At 62.4% G+C, this 14,219-nt stretch carries 13 protein-coding genes and 1 pseudogene; 4 read left to right on the forward strand and 10 right to left on the reverse strand.

The annotated features are described in order from the left end of the window. The first annotated feature begins 76 nt into the window (after positions 1–76). A pseudogene (locus tag ACU8HS_RS16045) lies at positions 77–1,099 on the forward strand (NAD(P)H-binding protein). Here ACU8HS_RS16045 and ACU8HS_RS16050 read toward each other — a convergent pair. The 6 genes from ACU8HS_RS16050 to trxB form a co-directional block, all read right to left on the reverse strand. Next, positions 1,096–1,893, reverse strand: coding sequence for an aminoglycoside phosphotransferase family protein (locus tag ACU8HS_RS16050; RefSeq protein ID WP_112564534.1), 798 nt, complete (start codon positions 1,891–1,893; stop codon positions 1,096–1,098). The pseudogene ACU8HS_RS16045 and the gene ACU8HS_RS16050 sit on opposite strands and share 4 nt — an antisense overlap. Positions 1,894–1,965: 72 nt before the next feature. Continuing rightward, positions 1,966–3,090, reverse strand: a complete 1,125-nt coding sequence (locus ACU8HS_RS16055) for an alkene reductase (protein ID WP_112756658.1) — start codon at positions 3,088–3,090, stop codon at positions 1,966–1,968. Between the two features lie 24 nt (positions 3,091–3,114). Beyond that, a complete protein-coding gene (locus ACU8HS_RS16060; RefSeq protein WP_447014692.1) occupies positions 3,115–4,185 on the reverse strand; it encodes an MFS transporter in 1,071 nt (356 codons plus the stop codon). Positions 4,186–4,188: 3 nt separating this feature from the next. Next, positions 4,189–4,482 carry an ArsR/SmtB family transcription factor gene (locus ACU8HS_RS16065; RefSeq protein WP_112564790.1) on the reverse strand — a complete coding sequence of 98 codons (294 nt, stop codon included), beginning with the start codon at positions 4,480–4,482 and terminating at the stop codon, positions 4,189–4,191. Positions 4,483–5,037: 555 nt separating this feature from the next. Continuing rightward, entirely contained in the window at positions 5,038–5,934 is an 897-nt protein-coding gene (locus ACU8HS_RS16070; RefSeq protein WP_112543602.1) for a LysR family transcriptional regulator VtlR, read from the reverse strand. A gap of 22 nt (positions 5,935–5,956) precedes the next feature. Beyond that, positions 5,957–6,931: a thioredoxin-disulfide reductase gene (trxB, locus tag ACU8HS_RS16075; protein WP_112564537.1), complete on the reverse strand. Its 975-nt coding sequence runs from the start codon at positions 6,929–6,931 to the stop codon at positions 5,957–5,959. 230 nt (positions 6,932–7,161) lie between these two features. On the opposite strand from trxB, the gene ACU8HS_RS16080 reads away from it, so the two are divergent. Next, complete coding sequence (locus tag ACU8HS_RS16080; protein ID WP_112564538.1) at positions 7,162–7,629, forward strand: Lrp/AsnC family transcriptional regulator; 468 nt, start codon at positions 7,162–7,164, stop codon at positions 7,627–7,629. Between the two features lie 20 nt (positions 7,630–7,649). On the opposite strand, the gene ACU8HS_RS16085 is transcribed toward ACU8HS_RS16080, so the two are convergent. From ACU8HS_RS16085 to greA, 3 genes are read right to left on the reverse strand one after another with little or no spacing between them, the layout of a single operon-like run. Next, complete coding sequence (locus ACU8HS_RS16085) at positions 7,650–8,441, reverse strand: hypothetical protein (RefSeq protein WP_112759193.1); 792 nt, start codon at positions 8,439–8,441, stop codon at positions 7,650–7,652. Between the two features lie 46 nt (positions 8,442–8,487). Further along, entirely contained in the window at positions 8,488–9,537 is a 1,050-nt protein-coding gene (locus tag ACU8HS_RS16090; protein ID WP_113412173.1) for a glycosyltransferase family 4 protein, read from the reverse strand. 31 nt (positions 9,538–9,568) lie between these two features. Next, positions 9,569–10,045, reverse strand: a complete 477-nt coding sequence (gene greA / locus ACU8HS_RS16095) for a transcription elongation factor GreA (protein ID WP_112564541.1) — start codon at positions 10,043–10,045, stop codon at positions 9,569–9,571. 250 nt (positions 10,046–10,295) lie between these two features. Here greA and ACU8HS_RS16100 point away from each other — a divergent pair, with 250 nt between their 5' ends. Together ACU8HS_RS16100 and ACU8HS_RS16105 are read left to right on the forward strand one after the other, a co-directional pair. After that, entirely contained in the window at positions 10,296–11,528 is a 1,233-nt protein-coding gene (locus ACU8HS_RS16100; RefSeq protein WP_113412174.1) for a putative DNA modification/repair radical SAM protein, read from the forward strand. Beyond that, the gene (locus tag ACU8HS_RS16105; RefSeq protein ID WP_447015913.1) at positions 11,528–12,973 is read left to right on the forward strand and encodes a UdgX family uracil-DNA binding protein; all 1,446 of its coding nucleotides are present in this window, start codon (positions 11,528–11,530) and stop codon (positions 12,971–12,973) included. The genes ACU8HS_RS16100 and ACU8HS_RS16105 overlap by 1 nt, the downstream gene beginning before the upstream one ends. 22 nt (positions 12,974–12,995) lie before the next feature. Here ACU8HS_RS16105 and ACU8HS_RS16110 read toward each other — a convergent pair whose 3' ends face one another. Continuing rightward, positions 12,996–14,195: a T6SS phospholipase effector Tle1-like catalytic domain-containing protein gene (locus tag ACU8HS_RS16110; protein WP_113412175.1), complete on the reverse strand. Its 1,200-nt coding sequence runs from the start codon at positions 14,193–14,195 to the stop codon at positions 12,996–12,998. Positions 14,196–14,219 lie beyond the last annotated feature (24 nt).

Raw genomic sequence — 14,219 nt, forward strand, 5'->3', positions numbered from 1 at the left:
GCGGCGGAACGTATTTCGTCAATTTTGTTTATCTCCGGCCGAAGGCATAGTCGTCTCGTCGAACAAGGAGACGATCATGGGCAGTGGAGATCAGCGTAGGAAATCGGCGCTTATTCTGGGTGCTACGGGTGGCATCGGCGGCGCGGTTGCCCGCAAACTGCAGGCGCGCGGCTGGACGATCAGGGCACTCCACCGCAACGCCCAGAAAGCATCGGCGAGCGGGCAGGGCTTCGACTGGGTACAGGGTGACGCAATGAATGCCGCCGATGTTCGCAGGGCCGCGGAAGGTGTTGATCTCATCGTTCATGCCGTCAATCCCCCTGGCTATCGCGACTGGGAGAGGCTGGCGCTGCCGATGCTCGACAATACGATCGCCGCGGCCTGCGCGGTCGGCGCGCGCATCCTGCTGCCGGGCAATGTCTACAATTTCGGGCCGGATGCCTTTCCGGTCGTGACGGAGGACAGCCCCCAGCACCCGGTGACGAAGAAGGGCAGGATTCGCGTCGAGATGGAGAAGCGCCTGAAGGCGGCTTGCGAGATGGGCGCCAGCGTCATCATCGTGCGCGCCGGCGATTTCTTCGGGCCGGGCGCCACCGGCAACAGCTGGTTTTCCGCCGCCTATGCCACGCCGGGCAAACCGGTCGGCACGATCAGAAACCCCGCGCTGCCGGGCATCGGGCACCATTAGGCCTATCTGCCCGATGTCGCCGAGACGATGGTGCAGCTTGTCGAGCGGGCCGAGCGCCTGCCGGCTTTCGCCTGCTATCATATGAACGGATTCTGGGACGGCGATGGCCGCCAGCTGGCGGAAGCGGTCCGCCGGGTTGCCGGCGGCAAGGCGAAGATCGGTCGTTTTCCCTGGTTCGTCGTGCCGCTGCTCGCTCCCTTCATGACGCTGATGCGGGAACTGAAAGAGATGCGTTACCTCTGGAAAGTGCCGCTGCGCATGAAGAACGACAGGCTGGTCGCCGAGCTTGGAACCGAGCCGCATACGCCGATCGACGAAGCCGTGCGCGCCGCGCTCATTGCGCAAGGCTCGCTGCCGGAGCTGCCGCATGGCGCGGCGGCGCTTCTTTCGCATGCTGGAAAGGCCGGTTAGCCAAGCTCCGCAAGCGCGATGCGGGCAACCGTCAGAGGTTTCTCGGCGGAGGCATGATCGCCATCCTCAAGGAACCAGGCGGCGGAGAGGGCGGAATAGGCGGCGATCCATTTGAGCAGTCTCGACGGCTCGATGTCTGCCTCGCCGGAGACGATCGGAAGCTGGCGCCGCAAGCGCCTCGGGTCCACCGTCGTCGGCAGGTCTTCGTTGGCGAAGATATTGGCAAAGTCGTAGCCGCGCTCGCCGTAGATCCGCTTGGGGTCGATCGCCAGCCAGCCCCTTTCGCCGAAATCGAGGACGTTGCGGTGATGGATATCGCCGTGGAGAATGCCGAGCTGCTGCGGCGCCGCAAGCAGGGCGCTTGCGATCTTCCAGCAATCGGCGAAGGTGCCTGCATGGGTTTCCGCCGCCGGCTTCAGGCTGCGGAACCAGCGCTCGAGCGTCGGCGCCCCCTCAAGCGGGGTGGGGCGGGGCGCATGCAGCCTTGCGGCAGTGCGCACCATGATACGGCTTGCCTCGTCGTCCTTACCGTTCAGGGCCATGTGCAGCAGGGACTGCCTGTCTGCGGCGCGCTCCAGGAGGACGGCATCGTCCTCCTGCGCATAGACCCGGGCCGCGCCATCGCCATTCCACCATTGCATCAGCAAAGCGCCTTCGCGCTCGCTGCTGTCGATTGCGACTTTCAGCATGGCGGGTTTGTCCTGCCAGATGACCGGCAGGAGGCGGCTTGAATGGGTGATGATGGGTTCGCCGTCTGGCGACAGCGACCAGCGTTCGAGATAGCGGGAGAACATGGCGGCATGCTAGCGGCAATGGTCTGAAATGGAAATCCCGCCGGGCGGCGGGATTTCTGTCTGCTTCGACGATCAGGCGACCTTTTCGAGCAGCGGATAGTCGATGTAGCCCTTGGCGGTGCCACCGTAGAAGGTGGACTGGTCGGGCGTGTTGAGCGGCAGGTTCTTTTCCAGGCGCTCGACGAGATCCGGATTGGCGATGAAGGGTTTGCCGAAGGCAACAAGATCGGCCGCGCCGGTTTCGACGGCTTCGAGCGCCATATCGCGGTTGTAACCGTTGTTGACCATCCAGGCAGCCTTGCCGCCGGCCTTCTCGTAGGCGGCACGCAGCGCCTTGTAGTCGAAGGAGGGGTTGTCGCCCTGGCGATAGTCGCGCTCGCCGCCGGTCTGACCTTCAACGACATGGATATAGGCGAGGTCGTACCTGGCCAGGCCTTCGACGACATGGGTGAAGATCGCCTGCGGATTGGAATCGTAGGATTCGCCCGACGGCGTGACCGGCGAAATGCGGATCGCGGTGCGGCGGGCGCCGATTTCCCTGGTCACGGCTTCAACGACTTCAAAGGTCAAGCGGGCGCGGTTTTCGATCGGGCCGCCATATTCGTCGGTGCGGTCGTTGACGCCGTCGCGCATGAACTGGTCGAGCAGATAGCCGTTGGCGCCGTGGATTTCGACGCCGTCGAAGCCGGCATCGATCGCGGCGCGGGCGGCCTTGCGGTAATCCTCGACGATGCCGGGAATTTCGGAGGTTTCGAGCGCGCGCGGCTCGGAGGTGTCGGTAAAGCCGCCGGTGCCGTCCGCGTTGACGAGATAGGTCTTGGCCTTGGCGATGCGATTGGTCGACGAGACCGGCTTGCCGCCGTTCGGCTGCAGCGCGGTGTGCGAGATACGGCCGACATGCCACATCTGCACGACGATCTTGCCGCCCTCGGCATGGACGGCATCCGTCACCCGCTTCCAGCCATCGAGCGCTTCCTTGCTGTAGAGGCCGGGTACGTTGGCATAACCCTGGCCCTGGTGCGTGATGGCGGTCGCTTCGGTGATGATGAGGCCGGCCGTGGCGCGCTGGCGGTAATATTCGACATTCATGTCGTTCGGGATTGCGCCCGGCGAACGGTTACGGGTGAGCGGCGCCATGACGATATGGTTCTTCAGGGCAATATCGCCCGCCTGCGTCGGTTGAAAGAGCTTGGCCATAGTAAGGTCCTTTCTGCTTGGGGGTCACTCGGCGGCGGCGGGCGCGGCCTGCGCCCGGCCGGAGAGATAGGTAAGAGCGGTGGCGGCAAGGCCGATCAGGGCCATGGCGGCCGCCGCGAGGGGAACGCGGTCGAGATCGAGGCCGGCATCGATGACCGTGCCGCCGACCCAGGCGCCGAGGGCGTTGCCGGTGTTGAAGGCGCCGATATTGATGGTCGAGACGAGGTTCGGTGCGTCCCTGCCGAAGCCGACCACGCCGACCTGCAGGGCCGGCACCGCAGCAAAGGTGGCAGCAAGGGCAGTACCGAGGCGCCAGTCGGCAAGCTTGCCGCCGATCAGGTTGCCGACCGTCAGGCCGATGCCGATCAGGAACAGTGTCCAGGTCACCCCTTCCGGCGAGACGCCGGTCACGTCCCGCAGCAGCGGGGCGATATAGGTGAAGAGCGTGAACATCGAGGCCGAGAAGAAGACGGTGACCGACAGCGCCATCCACAGGCGGCCGTTCCGCAACGCCGCGATCTCGCGCAGGATGCCGCTCTGCTCTTCCTGTCCGTCGCGAGGCAGGGCGGCGATCAGGCCGGCAATGGTCACGACGCCGATTGCAGTCACCACCCAGAACGTGGACCGCCAGCCGAAGGCCTGGCCGATGGCGGTGCCGAGCGGCACGCCGAGCACGTTTGCGAGCGTCAGGCCGGTGAACATCAGGGCGACGGCGCGGGCCTTGCGGTCCTCGCTGACGAGATTGGCGGCAACGACCGAGCCGATGCCGAAAAAGGCGCCGTGGCAAAGGGCCGTGACGATGCGGGCGATCATCAGCACCCAGTAGTTGGGCGCAATCGCGCAGAGCAGGTTGCCGGCGATGAAGAAGGCCATCAGCATGATGAGCGCCGAGCGGCGCTTCAGCCTGGCGGTGGAAACGGCCATGACGGGCGCGCCGAGTGCTACGGCCAGCGCATAACCCGTTACCAGCCAGCCGGCCTGCGGGATCGTGACAGAGAGGTCGGCGGCGACTTCGGGCAGAAGGCCCATGATGACGAATTCGGTGGTGCCTATCGCAAAAGAGCTCAAGGCAAGCACGAGCAGGGCAAGGGGCATGGGTCAGAGATCCTGCGTCAGTTGCTGGAGGAAGGCGGCGATCGTTTCTTCGTTGCGCTTGTAGAAGATCCACTGGCCGACGCGCTTGCTGGTGACGAGGCCGGCGCGGTGGAGGATGCCAAGGTGCGAGGACACGGTGGATTGAGACAGGCCGCAGCGTTCGAACTGGCTGGCACAGACACCCATTTCAAACGGATGTTCCTGCGTCGGAAAGTGTTCTTCCGGGTTCTTCAGCCAGTTGAGGATGTCCATCCGGGCAGGATTGGCCAGCGCCTTGAGAATCTCGTCTTTGTCCATCGTCATTCATCGAATTATAAATCGGATTTTCTCGATATATGGATCGATGATATTCGATATGCAAGTCACGGAGGCGTGAGGTCGTAATTTTCCCGCTCTGCCTAAAGTTTAAGCAAAAAAAGAGGGCCGCTGGAAAACCAGGGCCCTATAAGTGTGAAGGTCAAAAACCTCCAGAGGGGAACAGCCAACGCGGTGGCACTGGGAGAGAAGCCACGAAATGCATCAGCTATGAGCGATATGGTGGTTCTTTGTGCAGCTTTCAATACATTTTTGTGCATGCCAGCTATGCGCTGCACAAAATTTTCCGCACTGCGGTATCTCCCGGTAAAATTCAGGCAAAAAAAGAGGGCCACCGGAAAACCGAGGCCCTTATAAGTGTGAAGGTCAAAAACCTCCAGAGGGGAACAGCTAATGCGGTGGAACTGGGAGGAAAAGCCACCGTGTGCATCAGCTATGTGCGATATGGTGCTTTAATGAGCAAACGGCAACCCTTTTTTGTGCATGTCAGTCATGCGTGGGTTGCATGATTTGATATTCGTTCCACAAAAAGGGAAATCAGAAGTTCCAGTTACGGGCCTTGCTGACGATGAAATCGCGGAAGGCTTTCAGCTTGGCGGCGTTCTTGATCTCGTCCGGATAGCAGAAATAGGTATCGAAGGAGGGAACGTCGGCATTGATCGCCAGCTGGATCAGGCCGGGGTCGCGGCCGACGATATAATCCGGCAGGCAGGCGATGCCGATACCGAGCAGGCAGGCGCGCTTGATCGAGGTCTGGCTGTTGATCTGCAGGTGCGGAATGCGCTTGTTGTCCGACGAGCGGCCGGCGATTTCCAGCCAGTTGACGTCGAGCAGGTAGTTCGGCGCCGGTTCGCCGAAGGTGATGATCCGGTGATTGTCGAGATCCTCGATCGTCTGCGGTTCGCCATGGCGGTTGATGTAGGAGGGGGCCGCATAGACGTGCATATGCACGGTGAAGAGCTTGCGCTGGATGAGGTCCGACTGTTGCGGCTGGCGAAGGCGGATGGCGCAATCGGCATGGCGCATGTTCACATCCACTTCCTCGTTGTCGAGGATGAGCTGGATCTGGACATCGGGATAGAGCTGCAGGAATTCCTGGATCTTGTCGGTCAGCCAGCCCTGGCCGAGACCGACCGTGGTGGTGACGCGCAGCTTGCCGGACGGTGTTTCCGTCGTCTCGGTCAGCTGCATCTTCACGGTTTCGAGCTTCAGCAGCACGTCATGGGCGGTGCGGTACAACAACTCGCCCTGTTCGGTGAGGATCAGGCCGCGCGCGTGGCGATGGAAGAGCTTGGTGCCCACATCCTGCTCGAGCGCGCTGACCTGACGGCTGATGGCCGACTGGGACAGATGCAGCTTGTCGGCCGCATGCGTAAACGATCCGGCTTCGGCAGCTGCGTGGAAAATACGCAGCTTGTCCCAGTCCAACGGCATTCCCCCACCCCTCATGCCACGATTACTCCGCTGCTACGGCAACGGGCATATGGCCCGTCAGATAACGCTCCGCCTCGAGGGCGGCCATGCATCCCATGCCTGCGGCAGTGACTGCCTGGCGGAACGTATCGTCGGTCACATCACCTGCGGCATAGACGCCCTCCAGGCTGGTCGCAGTCGAATCCGGCGCGGTCCAGAGATAGCCGTTGTCCTTCAGCTTCAGCTTGCCCTTGAAAAGTTCGGTTGCCGGTGCGTGGCCGATCGCGACGAAGACGCCGTCGACGGCGACCTCGGTGATGGCACCTGTGCGGGTATCACGCAGGCGGGCGCCGGAAACGGACGGCGGCATGGGGGGCTTTGCCGGCGTGCCCGTGATTTCGGCGACCTCGGTGTTCCAGAGAACCTTGACGTTCTCCTTGGCGAAGAGGCGTTCCTGCAGGATCTTTTCCGCACGGAAGCTGTCGCGGCGGTGCACGACAGTAACCGACCTGGCGATATTGGAGAGATAGAGCGCTTCTTCGACGGCGCTGTTGCCGCCGCCGACCACGATCACGTCCTTGTTGCGGTAGAAGAAGCCGTCGCAGGTGGCGCAGGCAGAGACGCCGAAGCCCTGGAAATGCTGCTCGCTCTCGATGCCGAGCCACTTGGCCTTGGCCCCGGTTGCGATGATCAGCGTATCGGCCGTCCAGACCTGGCCGCTATCGGTACGGGCGACGAAGGGGCGCTGGTTGAGATCGACCTCGGTGACGAGGTCGTTGACGATTTCGGCGCCGACATGCTGGGCCTGCTGCAGCATCTGGTCCATCAGCCAGGGACCCTGGATCGGATCGGCAAAGCCCGGATAGTTCTCGACGTCGGTGGTAATCATCAGCTGGCCGCCCTGTTCGAGACCGGCGATCAGAACCGGTTTCAGCATGGCGCGTGCGGCGTAGACCGCTGCCGTATAGCCGGCAGGTCCGGAACCGATAATGAGCACCTTGGTATGGCGGGCAGACATAGAATTTCCTTTCGACTGGCAGGATGCGACGGCCAAGAGGCGAATAAGGCCGTTTCGCAATCCCTGCGCCATTTATGAACGACCAATGCTTTTATTCAAGGGCAGCCTTGCATTGCCAACAAGGCAAATGCAGGTGCTGTGCAAGATTCCGTCATCGGACTGAAACTTTCTTGCGTATTCCGTGGCTTTATATAGAAGCTGCCCGCGGGGAATTAAAGAAAGGCCTGGGCGTGGTTCGCGCTGAACTTGACGTTATCGACATAAAGATATTGCGGGAACTGCAGGCAGACGGCCGCATGACCAATGTGGAACTTGCCGACCGGGTGGGAATTTCAGCGCCGCCCTGCCTGCGCCGGGTGCGCAAGCTCGAGGAAGCCGGCGTCATCGAAGGATACCACGCGATGCTGAACAGCCCGAAGCTCGGGCTCGATCTCGTCGCTTTCTGCATGGTCGGCCTCAAGCACCAGTCCGAGGCCAATCTGAAGGCCTTTGCCGCCGCCACCGCCGAATGGCCGCTGGTGCGCCAGGCCTGGATGGTTTCCGGCGACAGCGATTTCCTGCTGCATTGCGTGGCCCAGAACCTCACCCGCTTCCAGGATTTCGTCATCGAGGTGCTGACGGCCAACGAGCATGTCGATACCGTTCGCACCATGCTGACGATCCGCCAGGTCAAGAAGCTCGGGCTGGTCGAGCTCTGAACGCACTTTCCTGGAAGGCTTCAGCCGCGCCAGGCCTTGCTCAGCCAATCGGTATTGCCGATGCGGCGATACCATTTCTGCCCGCCGCCTTCGAAGACCTCGCTCATTTTCGGATTGCCGGCGAAGACGACGATCCTGGCTTCCGGCGGCAGTTCGGGATCGCGCCAGAAGCTCTTGATGTGGCGCGGCACGCAGGCGTTCTTGAAGCTCACGCACCATTCGCGCGGCCAGTATTGCAGGTTTCCATGGGCTGCGAGCTGTGCGCTCTGGAACTGCTGGGAAATCTCGTATTTCGACATGGCTGCCACAGGATCGGCGATGTAGGTGTCGAGAATATAGGCGTGGGCGCCGATTTCGTAGCGGAAGACCGAGCTGTTGCCGACCGAGGCCAGGAACCGGTCGCGGGCCGGATTGAGCTTGCGCAGCGGCTTTGGCCGGAAGAGATCGTCGTCGCGGATGATGAGGAACTTGCCCGGATGCTGGAAGAGCGGCTCCAGGTCGTCGACGATGACGAGGTCGAGATCGAGGAAGAGGCCGATGCCCTCGAGACCGGCGAGGTCGCGGCGGAAGAGCGACAGCTTCTGCCAGCGGCGGTCCTTCGAGCCGGCCGGCAGGCCGAGTTCGGGGAGGGGGAAGGTTTCGATACCCTCTTCGAGGCCTTCCGTGTTGTCGGTGAAGCAGACAAAACGGTGCGGGCGTTTCAGGTGCCGTTTGACGCCGCGGTAGAGGTTGTTGACATATTCGGGGCCGTAGAGCGTTCCCCACTTCATGCAGAGCACGTTGACCAGGTCATTGCTGTTTGCGGTCGACATCCCTTGCGCCCCTGCCTTCCCGAATTGTTTGTTACAAAAGTTCGGCTTAAGCGCCGAGAAGCTCCTGGTAAATCCGGGCGATTGCCGTCGCTTCCTTTTCCAATGCGAAATTTTCGCGCACGTGCCGGAGCGCCGTTTCCCCCTGTGCGGCGGCCAGCGCAGGATCGGCAAGATAGGTGGCAATGGCTGCCGTCAGCGCCTTGCCGTCGCCGGGCGGCACGATGACGCCGTTTTCGCCTGACACGATCATTTCGGCATAGGCGCCGGCGTCGGAGGCGACGACCGCCGTCTTCGAGGCCATGGCTTCCAGAGGGGTCAGGCCGAAGCCTTCGTTGCGGGACGGGGCGACGTAGAGCGTCAGGCGGCGATACCAGACCTTGATGTCGGGCACTTCGCCGATGAAGACGATGCGGTCGGCCAGGCCGGCGGCGGCAATATCGGCCTTCAGCCTGTCGGCGAATGCCGTGTGCTCCGGCGTGACGCGGCCGGAAATGACGGCCGTCCAATCCGGATATTGCGGCAGAAGCGCAATCATCGCCTGGACGAACAGATCGGTGCCCTTCTGGTGGCGCACGCGGCCGAAGCAGCCGACGAGATGGCGGCCGGGCAGGCCGGTGGCCATGATCGTATCGTCCGGTCCTTCGGGCGGATGGAAGAGCGCGAGATCGACGCCGTGCTGAATGACCGTGTGCGGCACCTTGAGGAAGGAGCCGGAGCGGCTGCTGGTGGCGATGACGGCATCCATCCGGCGGATCAGCCAGCGGGTGTAGGACGTGTGGCGGCGCTGGGCGGCCGAGGTGAAGACGAGCTTCAGCGGCATGCGCAGCACGTGGCGCAGGAGGATGCCTGCAGCCATCTCGTTGTTGCGGCGCGCATGCCAGACGCGGTGGCGGCGCCCGGCCGGCGGGCGCCAGAGGCCGGCCAGCTGCGGCCATTTCAAGCGCGGAAGATCCGGCGGCAGGCCGGGGCCGAGAGCGGCGATCCTGATCCCCAGCCGGATCTGGCAGGGGATAAGCTGGACGATCGTCGACGTGACGCCGGAGAGCCGGCGTTTCAGGTTGGGCGCGATGATCTCGACGTCGCTGATATCCGGCACGGGCTGCTCTTGAAAAGAAAAGCGCGGGCGATCAGCCCCAGGAAACGGAGAGGATTTCGTAGGCCTTGGAGCCGCCCGGCGCGTTGACTTCGATGGAATCGCCGACTTCCTTGCCGATCAGCGCGCGGGCGATCGGGGAGGAGATGGAAATTCGGCCCTGCTTCACGTCGGCTTCCTGATCGCCGACGATCTGGTAGGTCTTTTCCTCTTCGGTGTCCTCGTCGACGAGCTTCACCTTGGCGCCGAACTTGATCTTGTCGCCCGACATCTTGGTAAGGTCGATGACTTCGGCGCGCGCCGTCAGGTCTTCGAGCTCGGTGATGCGGCCCTCGTTGTGGCTCTGCGCTTCCTTGGCTGCATGGTACTCGGCATTTTCGGAAAGGTCGCCATGGGCGCGCGCTTCCGCAATGGCCTCGATGATTCGCGGGCGCTCCTCCTGCTGACGCCAGCGCAGCTCTTCCTGCAGCTTGACGAAACCACCCTGTGTCATCGGTACCTTATCAACCATTTTCTTGTCCTTCTCTCCCCGCATCTGCAGTTCGCGCAGACACAAAAGAAAACAGGTCCCGAAGGGGAACTTCGGAACCGTGTTACAATCCTATTTCGCCGCTTATAGCAGATCGGCACGCGCAATTTCCATAAAATTCGTATCGGCGCTTTTTGCGGTGTGCTGAAGTGCCTGCTTTTGAAGGGAAGTCGGGTACAATCCCGTTTCTCCGTCTTGATTTCGCCGCCGTGAACATTTAGTGAACATACGGATGAAGAAATCGCTTAAAGAACGGTTGGCGATCCTTTCCGACGCTGCCAAATACGATGCTTCCTGCGCCTCCAGCGGTACCGTCAAACGGGATTCGTCCGGCGCCGGCGGGCTTGGCTCCACCGAAGGCTCGGGCATCTGTCACGCCTATGCGCCTGACGGCCGATGCATCTCGCTGCTCAAGATCCTGCTCACCAATTTCTGCATCTATGACTGCGCCTATTGCATCAACCGCTCGTCGAGCAATGTCGAGCGCGCGCGGTTCACGCCCGAGGAGGTCGTCTGGCTGACGCTGGAATTTTACCGGCGGAACTACATCGAAGGCCTGTTCCTCTCCTCGGGCATCATCCGCTCATCCGATCACACGATGGAGGAAATGGTGCGCATCGTGCGGGAATTGCGGGTCACGCATAGTTTCCGCGGCTACATTCACCTGAAATCCATTCCGGAAGCATCCGCGCATCTGATCGAGGAGGCGGGGCTCTATGCCGACCGCCTCTCGCTCAATATCGAACTGCCGACCGATAGCGGCATCAGCCGCTTTGCACCGGAGAAGAAGCCGGCCGGCATTCGCCGCTCGATGGGCGATCTCCGGCTGAAGATCGAAGCGGCGCAAGAGCCGACGCTGCAAACCAGGAGGCGAAAGCGCTTCGTGCCGGCCGGCCAGAGCACGCAGATGATCGTCGGCGCCGACGGGGCCAGTGATGCGACGATCCTATCCACCAGCGGCCAGCTTTACAGCAGCTACGGCCTTAAACGCGTCTATTATTCCGCTTTCAGCCCGATCCCCGACAGTTCGAAGAACCTGCCGCTCATCAAGCCGCCGCTGATGCGCGAGCACAGGCTCTATCAGGCCGACTGGCTCTATCGTTTCTATGGGTTCGGCATCGACGAAATCACGTCGACGCAAGAGGGCGGCATGCTGGATCTCAATCTCGATCCCAAGCTTGCCTGGGCGCTTGGACATCGCGAGGACTTCCCCGTCGATGTCAACCGGGCCGATCGTGAGAAGCTGTTGCGCGTACCGGGGCTCGGCACCAGGACGGTGAAGGCGATCCTGACCGAGAGGCGGCAGCGCCGCTTGCGGCTCGAGGACCTGCCGCGGCTCGGCGTTTCCGTCCGCAGAGTGCAGGCTTTTGTTACCGCCGAGGGCTGGACACCGCATCGCCTTGTCGACCGGCCGGACCTGCGCGCCATGTTCGAGCCGCAACCCGAACAATTGACGCTGTTATGATGCGCCGGATCGTTCTGGAGGGCAGGGGGAATTTCGAGGAATGGCGCAAGGCCGCCCGCGCCTTTGCCGCGGCCGGAATCCTGCCTGACGACATCGACTGGCAGGAAAAGAGCAGCGAGCCGGGCTTTGCCTTCCAGCGTGATGCCTTGCCGCCCGATCCTCCCGCCGGCGCAAGGCCGATGAGCGTTCCGCCGGCCTTCATGGTTTTGGCCGAAGCGGTGATCTGCCATAGCGATCCCGGCCGGTTTTCGCTGCTCTACAGCCTGCTGTGGCGCCTGCTGGAAAACCGCGATCTGCTGGATCTGGCGTCCGACGAAGAGGTTTCGCGGGCGCGGCTGATGCAGAAGAGCGTGCATCGCGATGCGCATAAAATGACGGCCTTCGTGCGCTTCAAGGAAGTGGCGGCACCTGTCGGCGGGCGGCGAAAGTTTATCGCCTGGTTCGAGCCGGATCACTATATCGTCGCGCGCAAGGCGCCGTTCTTCCAGCGTCGCTTCAACGACATGGATTGGCTGATCGCCACGCCGAAGGGATCGGCCGCCTGGGACGGCGAGCGGCTGACGACGAGCGATGCACCCTGCGAAAAGCCTGACATCAGCGACGCAACCGACGATCTCTGGCGCACCTATTATGCCAGCATCTTCAATCCTGCCCGGCTGAAGGTGAAGGCCATGCAGGCCGAGATGCCGAAAAAATACTGGAAGAACCTGCCGGAGGCCGATCTCATCCCCGGCCTGATCGCCGATGCGGAAGCCAAGGTGCTTGCCATGGCCGAACGCGAAGCGACGATGCCGCTTGCCTATCATAACAGGATTCGGGAGGCGGCCGCCCGCATGCCGGCCCCGAAACGGGCGCCTGCCGGCACGCTGGAGGCGTTGCGGGAAGAAGCCGCCGCCTGCAGCCGATGCCCGCTGCATGAGAGGGCGACGCAGACGGTCTTTGGCGAGGGGCCGGTCGATGCCGAGATCATGTTCGTCGGCGAGCAGCCGGGCGATCAGGAGGACCTTGCCGGCCGCCCCTTCATCGGCCCGGCCGGGACCGTTTTCGACGAGGCGATCGCGCAGGCCGGTATCGATCGGTCGAGTCTCTATGTCACCAATGCCGTCAAACATTTCAAATACGAGCCGCGCGGCAAGCGGCGCATCCACCAGAAGCCCAATTTGGGCGAGGTGCAGCATTGCCGCTGGTGGCTGAAGCTGGAGCTCGATCTCATACGGCCGCGGCTGGTCGTGGCGATGGGGGCGACGGCCTTCTACGCGCTGACCGGTGAGAAGCGGAAGCTCGCGGATGTGCGGGGGCGAGCGATTGCCATGCAAGAGGGACGATCGCTTTTCGTCACCGTGCACCCTTCCTACCTGCTGCGGATTCCGGATGAGGAAAGGAAGGCGCAGGAGCTTGCGCGTTTTCGGCAGGAGATGAGTCTGATCAAGGGCCTGGCGGCCTGAACGGAGAAATCGATTCAACGCGTCAGCGCACGAATACGGGGTCTCTGGGCAGGTTGGGCGGAGCATAGCCGGTCGCCATGCGGGCCTGCACGGAGGCATGCAGGGTCGATCCGTCGGGAATGAAGCGCCGGTCCTGTCGCGGCAGATAGATGGCGCGTCTGTCGCCGCGTCTGCGCCAGGAATTTTCCGGCACCCGTCGCGGAATATATTCGAGCGGTTTCCAGCCGGCTGTCATGGAATCGTGCAGGGCCGCGGTCGGATCGAGTTCGACATATTGGTTGTCATTCTTGCCGAGCACGATGTTGTTGATCGTGCGCGAGACGTAGAGCAGGCCTGCCGGCTCCGTTTCGCGGATCATCCAGTCGAGCGGTATCTTCACCTGCGCGCTTTCGGCTTCCGGGTAGCCGCCGCCGATATCGCCGTGGACGCCGGCAAACCAGACTTCCTTGAAATCCTGCCTGGCACTCGCGGGCTTGAAGGGATTGCCGCGATAGTCCTGATCCGGCGTCCACAGTTCCGGCTGGAACATGGTTCTGCGCTCGTCGATCGATACGGCATGGCGCACGTATTCGACGCTTGGGTTCTTGCGGGTGAAGGGATGGGTCTTGAACTGAGGGCGCCCTCTGCCGGCCTCGATCACCGAGGCCACCGTATCGAACAGGCCGAGCAGCTTGATCGGCGGGCGGTCGTTGCGCAGCATGCGCTCGTAGAGACGCATACTCTTGAAGGCCGATGACGGATCGGCGCCGTCAGGGCCGTCGGTGCGCTGCTCCTGTTCGGGAATGCCCTTGTAGGTTCTGTAGGCATAGTCGAGCAGGTTCAGGTGATAGCGGCTGCTCAAGCCGAAGGCGTGAATGAAACCTGCCAGAACGCGGGCCGTATACGCGCCGCGGCTGAAGCCGAAAATATAGATGCGGTCGCGCTCGGGATGACCGCCGTGATCGTCGGGCGGACCGGCATCGTAGTTCTCGACCAGGAAGCGATAGGCGCCCTTGACGTTTTCATCAAGACCCCAGCCGGTGGCAAGGCCCCAGACTTCGATGGTCTTGCGGTAGAAGCGCGACCAGGCATCTGCCGCACCAAGCGTGCCGACTCCGGGATCGTAATAGACGATCTGTTCGTCCGAGCGCTTCAGCGTTCCGAACAGGCGCAGAATATTGGTGCGGTCTGCGGATATCTCGTTCGACGTGCCGTCGAACAGAATGACGATGTTCTTCGACATGCTGCTCCCCCAATACGGCCGGGG

Source organism: Rhizobium sp. KDH_Rht_773_N (assembly GCF_052946295.1).

Bases quoted from the DNA above. Each gene is read 5' to 3' on its own strand.
- ACU8HS_RS16070 (WP_112543602.1), bottom strand. From the start codon at position 5,934: ATGCCGTTGGACTGGGACAAGCTGCGTATTTTCCACGCAGCTGCCGAA.
- greA (WP_112564541.1), bottom strand. From the start codon at position 10,045: ATGGTTGATAAGGTACCGATGACACAGGGTGGTTTCGTCAAGCTGCAG.
- ACU8HS_RS16050 (WP_112564534.1), bottom strand. From the start codon at position 1,893: ATGTTCTCCCGCTATCTCGAACGCTGGTCGCTGTCGCCAGACGGCGAA.
- trxB (WP_112564537.1), bottom strand. From the start codon at position 6,931: ATGTCTGCCCGCCATACCAAGGTGCTCATTATCGGTTCCGGACCTGCC.
- ACU8HS_RS16085 (WP_112759193.1), bottom strand. From the start codon at position 8,441: ATGTCGACCGCAAACAGCAATGACCTGGTCAACGTGCTCTGCATGAAG.
- ACU8HS_RS16060 (WP_447014692.1), bottom strand. From the start codon at position 4,185: ATGCCCCTTGCCCTGCTCGTGCTTGCCTTGAGCTCTTTTGCGATAGGC.
- ACU8HS_RS16105 (WP_447015913.1), top strand. From the start codon at position 11,528: ATGCGCCGGATCGTTCTGGAGGGCAGGGGGAATTTCGAGGAATGGCGC.
- ACU8HS_RS16100 (WP_113412174.1), top strand. From the start codon at position 10,296: ATGAAGAAATCGCTTAAAGAACGGTTGGCGATCCTTTCCGACGCTGCC.
- ACU8HS_RS16055 (WP_112756658.1), bottom strand. From the start codon at position 3,090: ATGGCCAAGCTCTTTCAACCGACGCAGGCGGGCGATATTGCCCTGAAG.
- ACU8HS_RS16065 (WP_112564790.1), bottom strand. From the start codon at position 4,482: ATGGACAAAGACGAGATTCTCAAGGCGCTGGCCAATCCTGCCCGGATG.
- ACU8HS_RS16110 (WP_113412175.1), bottom strand. From the start codon at position 14,195: ATGTCGAAGAACATCGTCATTCTGTTCGACGGCACGTCGAACGAGATA.